The organism is Bradyrhizobium sp. UFLA05-153, assembly GCF_054185185.1.
This window is the reverse complement of sequence record NZ_JBBIAM010000109.1, coordinates 17,381-31,915: the sequence shown is the minus strand read 5'-3', so window position 1 is coordinate 31,915 and position 14,535 is coordinate 17,381. Positions and strand designations below refer to the sequence as shown.

The following is a 14,535-nucleotide window of genomic DNA, read 5'->3' as shown; positions in this document are numbered from 1 at the left end:
GCGCAGCACCTTGCGCCATTCCTCGAGGTCGGTCTCCCAGACCGTCTTGTTGATGCCGGCGATGCCGGCATTGTTGACGAGGATATCGATCCTGCCGAAGGCGGCGAGGGTCGCATCATGGGCCTGCTCGACTGCGGCCGTGTCGGCGACGTCGACCTTGAAGACGCGAACGTCGCCGCCGATTTCCTTGGCTGTCTTCTCGGCTAGACCTGAGTCGAAATCCCAGATCGCGACCTTGGCGCCGGAGGCGACGAAGCGTTCGGCGATGGCGCGGCCAAAGCCCTGCGCACCGCCGGTGACGATCGCGCAGCGGCCGTTGAGGTCGATCTTGTTCATGCAAAACTCCTTCCTCGCACCCTCATGGTGAGGAGCGCGCCCTTGGCGCGCGCCCCGGGATGAGGATTAGTCAGAGCATGAAGCCGCCGTCGACGACGAGATCGACGCCGGTGGTGAATGCGCTTTCGTCACTGCCAAGATAGACCGCCATGGCCGCGATTTCCTCTGCGGTGCCGAGCCGGCCCATCTTCTGGCGGGCGATGAACATCTCTTTGCCCTGTGGGCCAACGGCGGCGGCGCGGTCGAGCATCGAGGGCGTCTCGACGGTGCCGGGGCAGATACTGTTGCAGCGGATGCCTTGCGTGATGAAGTCGAGCGCAACCGCGCGCGTGAGCAACGACACCGCCGCCTTGGACGCGCTGTAGACGTAACGGTTGGCCGGCGGCCTCAGCGCTGCGCACGACGAGATGTTGACGATGCTGCCGCCACCACCCGCTATCATCGCCGGCAGAAACGCCTTGACGGTCCGGTGCATGGATTTGACGTTGAGGTCGAACGAGAAGTCCCAGTCTTCTTCCGAACAGTCCAAAATGGTGCCGTTGTGCACGAAACCCGCCGCATTGAGCAGGATGTCGATCTTGCCGGTGCGCTTGGCGAAGGCGTTGACGTCGGCGGTACTGCGAACGTCGAGCTTTGCCGTCTCGGCGACGCCGTCCTTGCCCAGAGTGGCGATGCCACCTTCATTGATGTCGGTGGCGATGACGGTTGCGCCTTCACGCGCGAATGCGATTGCGCATGCGCGCCCGATGCCGGCCGCCGCGGCGGTGACAACGGCGCGCTTTCCCTTGAGGCGGTCTGCCATTTTCTTGTTCTCCTCACCTTGAAACTGTCTATTTCATCGTCATTGCGGGCGAAGCGAAGCAATCCAGAATCTCACCTCGGAGACAGTCTGGACCGCTTCGTCGCTTCGCTCCTCGCAATGACGACGTGGCTGCTAGTGGTTGTCCCGCGCCACGCCAAACGTGCCGGCGACGTTCTGGTAGCGCGTGGCGAGCTCCATGCAGGCGCCGGTCGACTGCTGGCCGACGGTGTTGCGATAGATCTCCTGCCAGGGCGTCTGGTTCGGCGGATGCTTGAAGCCGCCACTGGCCTTCAGCTCGACGTGGCGCTTCTTCACCTCATCATCCGAAATCAGGATATTGGCGCTGCCCTTGTTGAGGTCGATACGCACCTTGTCGCCGGTCCTCAGGATCGCAAGCCCGCCGTCGGCGGCCGCTTCCGGCGAGGCGTTGAGGATCGAGGGCGAGCCCGAGGTGCCGGACTGCCGGCCGTCGCCGATGCAGGGGAGGGCGAGGATGCCGCGTTTGATCAGCGCCGCCGGCGGTTGCATGTTCACGACCTCCGCGCCGCCGGGATAGCCGATCGGTCCGGCGCCGCGGATGAACAGCACGCAACGCTCGTCGATGTCGAGCGAGGGATCGTCGATCCGCTCGTGATAGTCCTCCGGCCCCTCGAACACGATCGCACGTCCCTCGAACGCGTTCAGGTCTTTCGGATTGCTGAGGTAGCGGTCGCGAAACTCCTTGGAGATCACGCTGGTCTTCATGATCGCGGAATCGAAGAGGTTGCCGCGCAGAACCAGGAAGCCGGCGTCCTGCACCATCGGCTTGTCGTAAGCCCAGATCACGTCCTGGTCGGGCTTGGGCGCATTTGCGCAGTTCTCGCCGATGCCGCGGCCGTTGACGGTGAGTGCGTCCTCGTGGATGCGCTTGTGCTTCATCAGCTCGCGCACCACGGTGGGCACGCCGCCGGAGCGGTGAAACTCCTCGCCGAGATAGAAGCCGGCCGGCTGCAGGTTGACCAGCAGCGGCACGTCGTGGCCGTGCTTCTGCCAGTCGTCGATCGTGAGCTCGACGCCGATGTGGCGCGCGAGCGCGTTGATGTGGATCGGTGCATTGGTCGAGCCGCCGATCGCCGAATTCACCACGATGCAGTTCTCGAACGCCTTGCGGGTCAGGAAGTCCGAGGGTTTCAGATCCTCCCAAACCATCTCGACGATGCGCTTGCCCGTCTCGTAGGCGATCTGGCCGCGCTCGCGATAGGGCGCGGGAATCGCCGCGCAGCCCGGCAGCGAGAAACCGAGGGCTTCCGCGAGCGAATTCATGGTCGAGGCCGTGCCCATGGTGTTGCAATGGCCGACCGACGGTGCGGACGAGGCCACGATCTCCATGAACTCCTCGTAGTCGATCTCGCCGGCGGCGAGCCGCTCGCGGGACTTCCAGACGATGGTGCCGGAGCCGGTGCGCTCGCCGTCATGCCAGCCGTTCAGCATCGGGCCGCCCGACAGCACGATCGCCGGCAGGTTGACGGTCGCCGCCGCCATCATGCAGGCCGGCGTCGTCTTGTCGCAGCCGGTGGTCAGAACCACGCCGTCCAGGGGATAGCCGAACAGCACCTCGACGAGACCGAGATAGGCGAGGTTGCGGTCGAGCGCCGCGGTCGGCCGCTTGCCGGTTTCCTGGATCGGATGGGTCGGAAACTCCAGCGCGATGCCGCCAGCCATGCGGATGCCCTCGCGGACGCGGTGCGCGAGCTCGATGTGGTGGCGGTTGCAGGGGGAGAGGTCGTTGCCGGTCTGGGCGATGCCGATGATCGGCTTGCCGGACTGGAGTTCCTCGCGGGTGAGACCGAAATTCAGGTAGCGCTCCATGTAGAGCGCGGTCATGCCGGGGTTATGCGGGTTGTCGAACCATTCCTGGGAGCGAAGGCGCCGGCGGCTGCCATCGGTTGTGGGCGCGTGCCCGTTGGTTGGTTTCTTTGTCATTGGTATCTCCTAGAATGCGAACGCACAGGCGTTGGTCTGTCGTGTCGGCTTGTGCGATGCCCAACAGCGCAAGCCTGCATTCCGCAGCTCGCCTGATGGCGGTCGTTTCCTCACAAGTGCGATACTAGTCATGGGTCCTTGGTAACGCTATCATTTTGTTCGCCCTGCCGCCATGCCGGAAAGCGCCGGCTGGCTGTCGGCGCGCTGCGCCAGCGAGCTTTGCCGCTCGATCACCTTGAAGCCGAGATCGAGCACCGGCTGTTCCGGGCGGCGGCCTTCGATCGCCTCGATCAGCATCGTGGCTGCGGCCCGGCCCATCTCGTAGCGGTTGGTGCGCACGCTGGTGAGCGTAGGGACCGCGCTCGCCATGAATTCGAGGTCGTTGAAGCCGACGATGGCGATCTGATCGGGGACAATGATGTCCCGGCGCCGGCATTCGAAGAGTACGCCGAGGGCAAGGTCGTCGTTGGCGCAAAACACCGCGTCGATATTCGGCTCCCGCCCGAGCAGGTCGGCAAACAGCGTTCCCCCCAGCGTCACCGAGGTCGGTGTGGCCGTCGTGACCAGGAGGTGCTGGTCGAACAGGCCGGCGTCCTTCATCGCCGAGACATAGCCATCCAGCCGCCGCTGCACCCGCGGGTCCATCCGCGCCCCGACGAAGCCGATCCGGCGACAGCCCTGCGCGAACAGGTGCGCGATCGCCGCGCGCGCCGCCTCATAGTGCGAAAAGCCGATCATCATGTCGACCGGGGCGGGCCCAAGCTCCATGATCTGCACGATCGGGCAATCGGCCGCCTCCAGCATCGCGCGCGATTCGGCCGTCTGGTCGATGCCGGTGACGATCAGCCCTGCCGGCTTCTGCGCCAGGAACAGGCGGAGAAGTCTTTCCTCCTGGAGGATGCTGTAGCGCGTGTTGGAGAGCTGGATCGAGTAGCGGCCGCCTTCGGAGGCATCATAGATGCCGCGCAGCACGTCGGAGAACACGTTGTTGGTGAGGGAAGGGATCAGGACGGCGATCACTTCCGTGCGCTGCGAGGCCAATGCACGTGCCGCGAGATTCGGCACGTAGCCGAGCTCGCGTGCGGCGCTCTCGACTCGCGCCCGCTTGGCGACCGACAGCGCCTCGGGATTCCTGAAAAAGCGGGACGCGGTGATAGGGCTCACTCCGGCGAGCTCGGCGACCTCCGCAAGTCGGATCTTGCCCGATTTGGTGCGTTTTCGTCCCATTTGTTGCTCATAGCACAGCCCTCCCTGCAAACAAAGGAACGTTGACAGCGCTACCAGCTAAGACTAACCAAAGACAAATTGCCAAAACCGCGCAAACTGCGGACAATGCTGCCTGTACGATGGGGCCTCGTTGGGTGGAGCCTCAGAAGAAAAGGCGGTAGCGGTGCTCGATGGGCGCTGCGGACCAGTGAGGAGGGAGCTTAGATGTCGTCTGTGCACATCCGCGACGTGCGGAAATCGTTCGGCAATTTTGAAGTCCTGCACGGCGTGACGATTCCTATCGAGGACGGCCAGTTCGTCGTTCTCGTTGGCCCCTCCGGCTGCGGCAAGTCGACGCTGCTGCGCATGCTTGCAGGGCTCGAGAACATCACCTCAGGCACGATCTCGATCGGCGAGCGCGTCGTCAACAATGTCCAGCCCAAGGAGCGGGACATTGCGATGGTGTTCCAGAACTACGCGCTCTATCCGCACATGACCGTCGCCGACAACATGGGCTTCTCGCTCAAGCTGCGCAGCGCGGGCTCTGATGAGATCAACAAGCGAGTCAAGCGCGCCGCCGAGATCCTCGCGCTCACGCCGTTGCTCGATCGCTATCCGCGCCAGCTCTCCGGCGGCCAGCGCCAGCGCGTTGCCATGGGCCGCGCCATCGTGCGCGATCCGCAGGTGTTCCTGTTCGACGAGCCCTTGTCGAACCTCGATGCCAAGCTGCGCGTCGCGATGCGCACCGAGATCAAGGAGCTGCACCAGCGGCTCAAGACCACGACCGTCTACGTCACCCACGACCAGATCGAGGCCATGACCATGGCCGACAAGATCGTCGTCATGCACGACGGCATCGTCGAGCAGATGGGCACGCCGCTCGAACTCTACGACAAGCCCGAAAATCAGTTCGTCGCGGGCTTCATCGGCTCGCCGGCGATGAACTTCCTGAAAGGCCATGTGCGCTCGAACGGGGTGGCGACCTTCGAGGGTCCGAACGGCGTCAAGCTGCCGCTCAAGACCGCGCCCACCGCGTCCGACGGGCAGCCCGCGGTCTATGGCGTGCGGCCCGAGCATTTCACGATCGCCGACGACGGGGCGGAAGCCGAGATCGTCGTGGTCGAGCCGACGGGTTCGGAGACGCAGGTGTTCGCAAAGCTCGGCGGCGAGCAGGTGGTCGCCGTGTTCCGCGAGCGGCACCAGTTCAATCCTGGCGACAAGGTCCGGCTGAAGCCGGATCCGTCGCTGGTTCATCTGTTCGACGAGGGGACAGGAAAACGGCTGAACGCGTAAGGCAGGCTTCAACAAACTAAAAAAAGTTTCATTGGGAGGACGACATGCAAGACTTTACCCGCCGGGCATTGCTTCAAGGCGGAACGGCGCTGGCTGCAACCGGCGCATTGACTGGGCCTGCACTGTTCGAATTCGCGAAAGCCTGGGCGGCGGACTCGCCGTGGAAGGCCGAGCCGGGTGCCAAGCTGACCGTGATGCGCTGGAAGCGCTTCGTGCCGGCGGAAGACGATGCATTCAACGCGATCGTCGCGGCGTTCAAGGCGGCGACGGGCACCGAAATGAACGTGTTCAGCGAATCCTTCGAAGACGTGCAGCCGAAGGCGTCCGTTGCCGCCAACACCGGCTCCGGTCTTGACATCGCCTGGGGCCTCCACACGCTGCCGCAGCTCTTTCCCACCAAAGTGCTGAAGATGAACGACGTCGCCGACTACCTCGGCAAGAAATACGGCGGCTGGACGGATGCGGCGGCCAAGACCTGCAAGCTTGGCGACGACTGGCTGGGCATTCCGGTTACGACCAATGGCGGCTATATGACGTACCGTAAGTCGGCGACCGACAAGGCGGGCTTCAAGGAGTTTCCGAAGGACTTCCCAAGCTTCCTTGAAATGTGCAAAGCGCTCAAGGCGAACAACACGCCGGCCGGCTTTGCGCTCGGACACGCCAGCGGTGACGCCAATGCCTGGCTGCACTGGATCCTCTGGGGGCATGGAGCCTACACGGTCGACCAGAGCGACAAGATCATCATCAATTCGCCGGAGACAATGAAGGCGCTGGAGTACTGCAAGGCGCTCTATGAAACCTTCATTCCCGGGACCCCGTCCTGGAACGACTCCTCCAACAACAAGGCGTACCTGGCCGGCGAGCTCTATTGCACCCTCAACGGCATTTCGATCTACGTCGCCGCCAAGACCGATCCGTCCAAGAAGGACATCGCCGAAGACACCTATCACGCGCTGCACCCGATCGGTCCCGTCGGGAAGCCGTCTGAGTTGCAGCTTGTATTTCCGATTCTCGCCTTCAACTTCACAAAATATCCGAATGCGGCAAAGGCGTTCATCGCGTTCATGATGGAGAAGGAGCAGTACGAGAAGTGGATGGACGGTGCGCAGGGGTATCTGACGCAGACCCTGAACGCCTATGAGTCTGCGCCTGTGTGGACGGCGGATCCCAAGAATGCGGTGTTCGCCCAGGCATCCAAGCGCACCCTGCCGGCGTCCGGCATCGGTACGGTGGGCGAGAAGGCGGCAACCGCAATCGCCGACTTCATCGTCGTTGACATGTTTGCCAACTATTGCACCGGCACGAAGGACGCAAAGGGTGCAATTGCGGAAGCCGAACGGCAATTGAAGCGCATCTATCGCTGATGATCTCGACGCGGGCGGCTGTCTGGCCGCCCGCTCATTCGCACACTGATCAAGGATGTCGGGCATGGCTGATGTCGTAGTTGCTTCCCAAGCCAAGCCTCAGTTTCGCGAGGCGAGCGCCTGGGACCAGCTTAAGTACAACCGCAACTGGCTCGGCTTCTGGTTCATGCTGCCGGCCATGGCCTTCCTGATCTTCTTCCTGGCCTATCCGCTGGGGCTCGGCATCTGGCTGTCCTTCACCGACACCCGCATCGGCCGGGTCGGGCAATTCGTCGGCCTCGAGAATTATCTGTGGCTGTGGGACGACGCCATCTTCTGGCTGTCGGTGTTCAACACGCTGCTCTACACCATCGTCGCCAGCGCCCTCAAATTCGCGATCGGGCTCTATCTCGCGCTGCTCTTGAACGAGAACATGCCGTTCAAGGCGATGCTGCGCGCGATGGTCCTGATCCCCTTCATCGTGCCGACGGTGCTCTCGGCGCTGGCGTTCTGGTGGATCTTCGATTCCCAGTTCTCGATCATCTCGTGGTCGCTGAAGCATCTCGGCCTGATCAGCCAGAACATCAATTTCCTCGGCGATACGACTTGGGCACGCATTTGCGTGATCTTCGCCAATATCTGGCGCGGCGTGCCGTTCGTGGCGATCACGCTGCTCGCCGGCCTGCAGACGGTGTCGCCCTCGCTCTATGAAGCTGCAACGCTGGATGGCGCCACGCGCTGGCAGAATTTCCGGTACATCACCTATCCGCTGCTGACGCCGATCATCGCGGTCGTGATGACCTTCTCGGTGCTGTTCACCTTCACCGACTTCCAGCTGATCTGGGCGATGACCCGCGGCGGCCCGGTCAATGCCACTCATCTGATGGCGACGCTGTCCTATCAGCGCGCGATCATCGCCGGGCAGCTCGGCGAAGGCGCGGCGATATCGAGTGCAATGATTCCGTTCCTGCTCGCAGCGATCATGGTCTCATGGTTCGGGCTGCAGCGTCGCAAGTGGCAGCAGGGAGAGAGCAATGACTGACCTGCCCACCAGATCCATCGATCTCAAAAATGTGCTGTCGGGCTCGGCGCCAACGGCCGATCACAGCGAGGGCATGAGCTATCTGCAGTCGGTGCCGCGGCGGATCGTGACGCTGTATCTGCCGCTCACGATCATCGTCGTGGTCTTGCTGTTTCCGTTCTACTGGATGGCGCTGACCTCGGTGAAACCGGACGAGCAGTTGCTCGATCTCGACAGGTACAATCCGTTCTGGACCTGGAATCCGACTTTCAAGCATTTCCACAAGCTTCTGTTCGAGAGCTACTATCCGCACTGGCTCTGGAACACGATGTATGTGGCGATCTGCGCCACGGTGCTCTCGATCATTGCATCGGTGCTGGCGGCCTATGCCATCGTGCGCTTGCGCTACAAGGGGGCCAATCTCGTCGGCGGCCTGATTTTCCTCGCTTACCTCGTGCCGCCGTCGATCCTGTTCATCCCGCTCGCCACCGTCGTGTTCCAGTACGGCCTGTTCGACTCGCCGATGGCGCTGATCCTGACCTATCCGACCATCCTGATCCCATTCTCGACCTGGCTGTTGATGGGCTATTTCAAGACCATCCCGTTCGAGCTCGAGGAGTGCGCGCTGATCGATGGGGCGAGCCGTTGGCAGATCCTGATCAAGATCGTGCTGCCGCTGGCAATCCCCGGCCTGATCTCGGCCTTCATCTTCTGCTTCACGCTGTGCTGGAACGAGTTCATCTACGCGCTGACCTTCCTGCAATCGACCAGCAACAAGACGGTGCCGGTCGCGATCGTCAACGAGTTCGTGGATGGCGACATCTACCGCTGGGGCTCGCTGATGGCGGGGGCGCTGGCGGGATCGCTGCCGCTGGTTATCCTTTACGCCTTCTTCGTGGAGCATTATGTGTCGGCGATGACCGGCGCTGTGAAGGAATGATTGCGGGCCCGCGTCACGAGCGCTTCCCGAACGGGCGCGCTCAAGACCAATAAGAAGGAGTAGGCTCTTGCACATTCTGGTTCTCGGCGCTGCCGGCATGGTCGGCCGCAAATTGTGCGAACGGCTGCTGCGCGACGGCCGGCTCGGCAAGAGCGACATCACCAAGCTGACCATGCATGACGTGGTCGAGCCGAAGAAGCCCGAGAAGGCCGGCTTTGCCGTCGAGACGGTGTCCGGCGATTTTGCCGTTCCCGGAGCCGCCGAGAAGCTGATCGCGGGGCGCCCCGACGTGATCTTCCATCTGGCCGCCATCGTCTCCGGCGAGGCCGAGCTCGATTTCGACAAGGGCTATCGCATCAATCTCGACGGCACGCGGATGCTGCTCGACGCCATCCGCCTCACTGGCGGTGGCTACAAGCCGCGCGTGGTCTTTACCTCGTCGATTGCGGTGTTCGGCGCCCCGTTCCCTGATGCGATCGGCGACGAGTTCTTCCACACGCCGCTGCTCAGCTACGGCACCCAGAAGGCGATCGGTGAACTGCTGCTCGCCGACTATTCCCGCCGCGGCTTCCTCGACGGCATCGGCATCCGCCTGCCGACCATCTGCATCCGGCCCGGCCTGCCCAACAAAGCGGCATCCGGCTTCTTCTCCAACATTTTGCGCGAGCCGCTGGCCGGCAAGGAAGCGATCCTGCCGGTCTCCGAGGACGTCCGCCACTGGCACGCGACGCCGCGCTCCGCGGTCGGCTTCCTGCTCCATGCCGGCACGATGGATCTCGCGGCGGTCGGCCCGCGCCGCAATCTCACCATGCCCGGCCTGTCGGCGACCGTCGGCGAGCAGATCGCGGCCTTGAAGCGGGTCGCGGGCGAGAAGGTCGCCGCGCGTATCAAGCGGGAGCCGGATCCCTTCATTGTGGGCATTGTCGGCGGCTGGCCGCGCAATTTCGATGCACGGCGCTCGCGCGAGCTCGGCTTCACCACCGCCGAGAAGAGCTTCGATGATATCATCCGCATTCACATCGAAGACGAGCTCGGCGGCAATTTCGTCGCCTGACGCAACCGGTGAACAGTGTGGATCGAGTCATGGCGAGCGTTGCTTGCATCGGTGAATGCATGGTCGAACTCCGGCAGGCCCAAGGAGGCGGGCAGTCCGGCGGCCAGGGGCCGGGCGGCGGCCTCTACTCGCGCGGCTTCGGCGGCGATACGCTCAACACGGCCGTCTATCTCGCGCGGCTCGAGGTCAAGGTCGACTATTTCACCGCACTCGGCGACGATGCCTTGAGCGAGGAGATGGTGGCGGCCTGGACTGCCGAGGGCGTCGGCACCAGGCGCGTGGTGCGTCTGCCGGGCAAGCTGCCCGGACTCTACATGATCCAGCTTGATGCCAAGGGCGAGCGCCAGTTCTTTCACTGGCGCGAGAGCGCGGCTGCGCGCCGGCTGATGGACCTGCCGGAGACCGACGAGATCCTCAACTCCCTGATGAGCTACGACATCGTCTATCTCTCCGCGATCACGCTCTCGATCTACGATCAGGCCGGGCGCGAGCGCCTGTTCGCGGCGATCAAGCGGGCGCGCCTGCTCGGCACCCGCTTCGTGTTCGACACCAACTTTCGCGCCCGCGCCTGGCCCGATCGCGACGTCGCCCGCGCGGTGTTTGCCGCGGCCTTCGAGGCGGCCGACATCGTGCTCACCTCGACCGAGGATCTGCTCGCGCTGTACCCCGGCGAAAGCCACGCTGATTTGATGGCGCGCATCCCCACGCCCGAGCTGGTGTTCCGTCTCGCCGAGCCGGTCAGCCTGTTGCGCTTTCCGGGCGGAACCAGCGAGGTGCGTGCCGAGCCGCTGACCAAGCCGGTGGTCGATACCACCGCGGCCGGTGACAGCTTTGCCGCGGCCTATATCGCGGCCCGGCTTGCCGGCTCCGATCCGGTCGAGGCCGCACAGGCCGGCCATCGCCTCGCGAGCCTCGTGATCTGCTATCCTGGTGCCATCATTCCGGCGTATGCCATGCCGCCGAAGAAGCGGCACCGGCCGGTAACCTCACGCCAAGCGACAAAGTGAAGATCGAAACGATATGACCACGACTATCAAACAGGAAAAGCTCGCCGCGCTGTTCAAGGCCGCGACCGTCATCCCGGTCCTCACCATCGAGCGTCTCGAGGATGCCGTGCCGCTGGCGCGTGCCCTCGTTGCCGGTGGCGTCAAGACACTGGAGGTGACGCTGCGCACCTCCGTTGCGATCGAGGCGGCGAAAGCGATGATATCGGAGGTGCCGGATGCGATCGTCGGAATCGGCACCATCCTCAACCCGGCCGACCTCGCGCGCGCCGAGAAACTCGGTGTCAAGTTCGGCATCAGCCCGGGTGGCACGCCCGATCTCTTGAGGGCCGCCGCCGACAGCGCCTTGCCCTTTGCCCCGGGCATTGCGACCGCATCCGAGCTGATGCAGGCCCTGGCATTCGGCTTCGATCTGGCAAAGTTCTTCCCGGCGGAGCAGGCCGGCGGCATCAAGGGCCTGCGGGCCCTGGGCGGTCCGTTCCCCAATGTGCGCTTTTGCCCTACCGGCGGCGTCGGCGAGGCCAATGCGGCGACCTGGCTCGCCGAGCCGAACGTGCTGGCGGTCGGCGGTTCCTGGCTCTGCCCGGCGGCGGAGATCAGGGCCGGGAACTGGGCCGGCATAACTGCCATCTGCCAGCGCACCCTGAAGGGCCTCAAAGCCGCGTGAAGTTTTGGTGAACTCTTGGGCCCGATGGGCTAAGAATCGGCCCAAGGGGAGATGAGGGAAGACCTGAGGAGAGTGACCATGACCGCCAGCATCGTCGGATGGGCGCATACACCGTTCGGCAAGTTCGACACGGAGACGGTCGAAAGCCTCGTCACGCGCGTCGCCAATGAGGCGCTTGCGGATGCCTGCATCTCCGCCAGCGATGTCGACGAGATCCTGCTCGGTCATTTCAACGCAGGCTTCTCGCCGCAGGATTTTACCGCCTCGCTGGTGCTACAGGCCGATCCCCATCTGCGCTTCAAGCCGGCGACCCGCGTCGAGAACGCCTGCGCCACCGGCTCGGCCGCCGTGCACCAGGGCCTGCGCGCGATCGCGGCCGGTGCTGCCAAAATCGTGCTGGTCGTCGGCGTCGAGCAGATGACGCGCACGCCGGGTCCGGAGATCGGCAAGAACCTGCTCAAGGCCTCGTACCTGCCGGAAGACGGCGACACCGTTGGCGGTTTCGCCGGCGTGTTCGGCAAGATCGCCAGCGCCTATTTCCAGAAATACGGCGACCAGTCCGATGCGCTGGCGCTGATCGCGGCCAAGAACCACAAGAACGGCGTCGCCAACCCCTTCGCCCAGATGCGCAAGGATTTTGGCTTCGAGTTCTGCCGCTCCGAGAGCGAGAAGAATCCTTACGTCGCTGGTCCCCTGAAGCGCACCGACTGCTCTCTCGTCTCCGACGGCGCCGCGGCACTGGTGCTGGCCGACGCCGAGACAGCGAAGGGCATGGGCAAGTCGATCGGCTTCCGCGCCACCGCGCACGCCCAGGACTTTTTGCCGATGAGCAAGCGCGACATCCTTCAGTTCGAGGGCTGCACCGTCGCTTGGCAGCGCGCGCTGGAGAAGGCCGGCGTTTCGCTCGCCGACCTCTCCTTCGTCGAGACCCACGACTGCTTCACGGTCGCCGAGCTGATCGAATATGAAGCGATGGGCCTGACGCCGAAGGGGCAGGGCGCCCGCGCCATCAAGGAAGGCTGGACGCTGAAGGACGGCAAGCTGCCGGTCAATCCGTCGGGCGGGTTGAAGTCGAAGGGCCATCCGATCGGCGCCACCGGCGTCTCCATGCACGTGATGGCCGCAATGCAGCTTGCAGGCCAGGCGCCCGAGGGCATGCAGATCAAGAACGCCAGGCTCGGCGGCATCTTCAACATGGGCGGCGCGGCGGTCGCCAACTACGTTTCCGTCCTGGAGCCGTTGAAGTAACCCGTAAGGGTGGGCAAGACCGCGAATGCGCCATGCCCGTCCTTCCTTGCGCTATGTCAAGGTGGGCACGTTTCGGTTCGCTCACCCTCGTGCTCTTGATTGATTTCCGGGGAATGCATCATGAGCAATGATAGCTCGCTGTCACTAGACGAACTCAACGATCGCATCGCGATCCTCGAGGGCAATATCAGGCAGCTCATCGAGCAGGCCGCCGCTGCGTCCGGCGAGCAGAGCGAGGCGCGTATCGCCGATCGCATCAACCAGCAGAACGACGAGCTCGACCGGCTGCTCAAGATCCGCGAAGCCCGCCAGAAGAAATAAGCGGCGCGCCGTGCTCGCACGCGGCGCATGCGGCCATACGCCGGCCGCCCTTGCTTGAGCCTCGCCGCTTCAGTTAGCTGGCCGAAATCGCGGGCCGCATCTTTGGCCCCGCGCAATCGGGAGTGAACGATGGGGCCACTAAAGGGCATCAAGGTCATCGACATGACGACCGTGCTGATGGGACCGTATGCGACCCAGATGCTCGGTGACTACGGTGCCGACATCGTCAAGGTGGAGTCGCTCGAAGGCGACGTCACCCGCCTGATCGGCCCGATGCGTCATGCTGGCATGGGCCCGGTATTCCTCAACACCAATCGCAGCAAGCGCTCGATCTGCCTCGACCTGAAGAAGCCGGCCGGCCGCGACGCCGTGCTGCGGCTGATCAGGGACGCCGACGTCCTCGTCTACAACGTGCGGCCGCAGGCCATGGCGCGCCTTCAGCTCGGCTATGACGTGGTCTCCGCGATCAACCCGCGCCTCGTCTATGCGGGCGTATTCGGCTTCGGCCAGGACGGGCCCTATGCCGCAAAGCCCGCCTATGACGACTTGATCCAGGGCGCAACCGCGCTGCCCGCGCTGATGGCGCAGACCGGCGACGGCGTGCCGCGCTACGTGCCGAACGCGCTGGTCGATCGCATCGTCGGCCTCACCGCGGTCGGTGCGATCTGCGCCAGCCTCGTGCATCGCGACCGCACCGGGCGCGGTCAGCGCGTCGACATCCCGATGTTCGAGACCATGGCCGGCTTCGTCATGGGTGATCACATGGGTGGGCTCACCTTCGAGCCGCCGCTCGACAAGGGCGGCTACGCGCGGCATCTGTCGCGCGACCGCAGGCCGTACAAGACTGCGGACGGCTATCTCAGCGTGATCGTCTACAACGACAAGCAGTGGCAGAATTTTTTCGAGGCGACCGGCCGCGACGATCTGCGCGCCGACAAGAGGTTTGCGACCTTTGCCGGCCGCGCTGCGAACATCGATTTCGTCTATGCCGAGCTCGCGCGCATCTTCGAGACGCGCACGACCGCCGAATGGATCGAGCTTTTGACCAGGGCCGACGTACCGGTCATGCCGATGCACGATCTGCAAACTATTCTGCACGATCCGCATCTGGAGGCGACCGACTTCTTTCCGGTCGTCCACCATCCGACCGAAGGCCCGATCCGCAGCATGAAGGTCACCGCGACGTGGTCTGACACCGACGCCGAACCGTCACGGCTCGCGCCGCGCCTCAACGAGCACGGCGCGGAGATTTTGAAGGAGATCGGCTATTCCGCCGACGAGATCGCGGCCCTGATACGTGACGGCGTGACCCGTTCGCCGCCCGAATAGGGAGGAGGA

The 14,535-nt window shown here is 64.0% G+C and carries 14 protein-coding genes; 10 read left to right on the top strand and 4 right to left on the bottom strand.

The features are described from left to right. The 4 genes from Q2941_RS39900 to gntR form a co-directional block, all read right to left on the bottom strand. The coding region (locus tag Q2941_RS39900; protein WP_458195910.1) for an SDR family NAD(P)-dependent oxidoreductase at window positions 1–336 on the bottom strand (336 nt) is incomplete at its 3' end. A 70-nt stretch (window positions 337–406) separates the two neighbouring features. After that, a complete protein-coding gene (locus Q2941_RS39895) occupies window positions 407–1,138 on the bottom strand; it encodes an SDR family oxidoreductase (protein WP_458195909.1) in 732 nt (243 codons plus the stop codon). A gap of 132 nt (window positions 1,139–1,270) precedes the next feature. After that, entirely contained in the window at window positions 1,271–3,100 is a 1,830-nt protein-coding gene (locus Q2941_RS39890) for an IlvD/Edd family dehydratase (protein ID WP_458195908.1), read from the bottom strand. Window positions 3,101–3,250: 150 nt separating this feature from the next. Next, entirely contained in the window at window positions 3,251–4,327 is a 1,077-nt protein-coding gene (gene gntR / locus Q2941_RS39885) for an HTH-type transcriptional regulator GntR (RefSeq protein WP_051389786.1), read from the bottom strand. Window positions 4,328–4,531: 204 nt separating this feature from the next. On the opposite strand from gntR, the gene Q2941_RS39880 reads away from it, so the two are divergent. The 10 genes from Q2941_RS39880 (at window position 4,532) to Q2941_RS39835 (ending at window position 14,526) form a co-directional block, all read left to right on the top strand. Beyond that, window positions 4,532–5,599, top strand: coding sequence for an ABC transporter ATP-binding protein (locus tag Q2941_RS39880; protein WP_027523756.1), 1,068 nt, complete (start codon window positions 4,532–4,534; stop codon window positions 5,597–5,599). 44 nt (window positions 5,600–5,643) lie between these two features. Continuing rightward, complete coding sequence (locus tag Q2941_RS39875; protein ID WP_254112810.1) at window positions 5,644–6,963, top strand: ABC transporter substrate-binding protein; 1,320 nt, start codon at window positions 5,644–5,646, stop codon at window positions 6,961–6,963. A gap of 64 nt (window positions 6,964–7,027) precedes the next feature. Next, complete coding sequence (locus Q2941_RS39870; RefSeq protein WP_458195907.1) at window positions 7,028–7,984, top strand: carbohydrate ABC transporter permease; 957 nt, start codon at window positions 7,028–7,030, stop codon at window positions 7,982–7,984. After that, the gene (locus Q2941_RS39865; protein WP_027523759.1) at window positions 7,977–8,903 is read left to right on the top strand and encodes a carbohydrate ABC transporter permease; all 927 of its coding nucleotides are present in this window, start codon (window positions 7,977–7,979) and stop codon (window positions 8,901–8,903) included. Before Q2941_RS39870 ends, Q2941_RS39865 begins: the two co-directional genes overlap by 8 nt. 67 nt (window positions 8,904–8,970) lie before the next feature. Beyond that, complete coding sequence (gene denD / locus Q2941_RS39860; protein ID WP_027523760.1) at window positions 8,971–9,957, top strand: D-erythronate dehydrogenase; 987 nt, start codon at window positions 8,971–8,973, stop codon at window positions 9,955–9,957. A gap of 29 nt (window positions 9,958–9,986) precedes the next feature. Continuing rightward, window positions 9,987–10,964: a sugar kinase gene (locus tag Q2941_RS39855; RefSeq protein WP_027523761.1), complete on the top strand. Its 978-nt coding sequence runs from the start codon at window positions 9,987–9,989 to the stop codon at window positions 10,962–10,964. A 13-nt stretch (window positions 10,965–10,977) separates the two neighbouring features. Beyond that, window positions 10,978–11,628 carry a bifunctional 4-hydroxy-2-oxoglutarate aldolase/2-dehydro-3-deoxy-phosphogluconate aldolase gene (gene eda / locus Q2941_RS39850; protein ID WP_027523762.1) on the top strand — a complete coding sequence of 217 codons (651 nt, stop codon included), beginning with the start codon at window positions 10,978–10,980 and terminating at the stop codon, window positions 11,626–11,628. Between the two features lie 78 nt (window positions 11,629–11,706). Then, a complete protein-coding gene (locus Q2941_RS39845; RefSeq protein WP_458195906.1) occupies window positions 11,707–12,876 on the top strand; it encodes an acetyl-CoA acetyltransferase in 1,170 nt (389 codons plus the stop codon). Window positions 12,877–12,996: 120 nt separating this feature from the next. Next, entirely contained in the window at window positions 12,997–13,197 is a 201-nt protein-coding gene (locus Q2941_RS39840; protein WP_027523764.1) for a hypothetical protein, read from the top strand. A gap of 129 nt (window positions 13,198–13,326) precedes the next feature. Then, window positions 13,327–14,526, top strand: a complete 1,200-nt coding sequence (locus tag Q2941_RS39835) for a CaiB/BaiF CoA transferase family protein (protein ID WP_458195905.1) — start codon at window positions 13,327–13,329, stop codon at window positions 14,524–14,526. Window positions 14,527–14,535: the final 9 nt, after the last annotated feature.

Bases quoted from the DNA above. Each gene is read 5' to 3' on its own strand.
- Q2941_RS39895 (WP_458195909.1), bottom strand. From the start codon at position 1,138: ATGGCAGACCGCCTCAAGGGAAAGCGCGCCGTTGTCACCGCCGCGGCG.
- Q2941_RS39870 (WP_458195907.1), top strand. From the start codon at position 7,028: ATGGCTGATGTCGTAGTTGCTTCCCAAGCCAAGCCTCAGTTTCGCGAG.
- Q2941_RS39875 (WP_254112810.1), top strand. From the start codon at position 5,644: ATGCAAGACTTTACCCGCCGGGCATTGCTTCAAGGCGGAACGGCGCTG.
- Q2941_RS39855 (WP_027523761.1), top strand. From the start codon at position 9,987: ATGGCGAGCGTTGCTTGCATCGGTGAATGCATGGTCGAACTCCGGCAG.
- Q2941_RS39865 (WP_027523759.1), top strand. From the start codon at position 7,977: ATGACTGACCTGCCCACCAGATCCATCGATCTCAAAAATGTGCTGTCG.
- Q2941_RS39840 (WP_027523764.1), top strand. From the start codon at position 12,997: ATGAGCAATGATAGCTCGCTGTCACTAGACGAACTCAACGATCGCATC.
- gntR (WP_051389786.1), bottom strand. From the start codon at position 4,327: ATGGGACGAAAACGCACCAAATCGGGCAAGATCCGACTTGCGGAGGTC.
- eda (WP_027523762.1), top strand. From the start codon at position 10,978: ATGACCACGACTATCAAACAGGAAAAGCTCGCCGCGCTGTTCAAGGCC.
- Q2941_RS39845 (WP_458195906.1), top strand. From the start codon at position 11,707: ATGACCGCCAGCATCGTCGGATGGGCGCATACACCGTTCGGCAAGTTC.
- Q2941_RS39835 (WP_458195905.1), top strand. From the start codon at position 13,327: ATGGGGCCACTAAAGGGCATCAAGGTCATCGACATGACGACCGTGCTG.
- Q2941_RS39890 (WP_458195908.1), bottom strand. From the start codon at position 3,100: ATGACAAAGAAACCAACCAACGGGCACGCGCCCACAACCGATGGCAGC.
- Q2941_RS39880 (WP_027523756.1), top strand. From the start codon at position 4,532: ATGTCGTCTGTGCACATCCGCGACGTGCGGAAATCGTTCGGCAATTTT.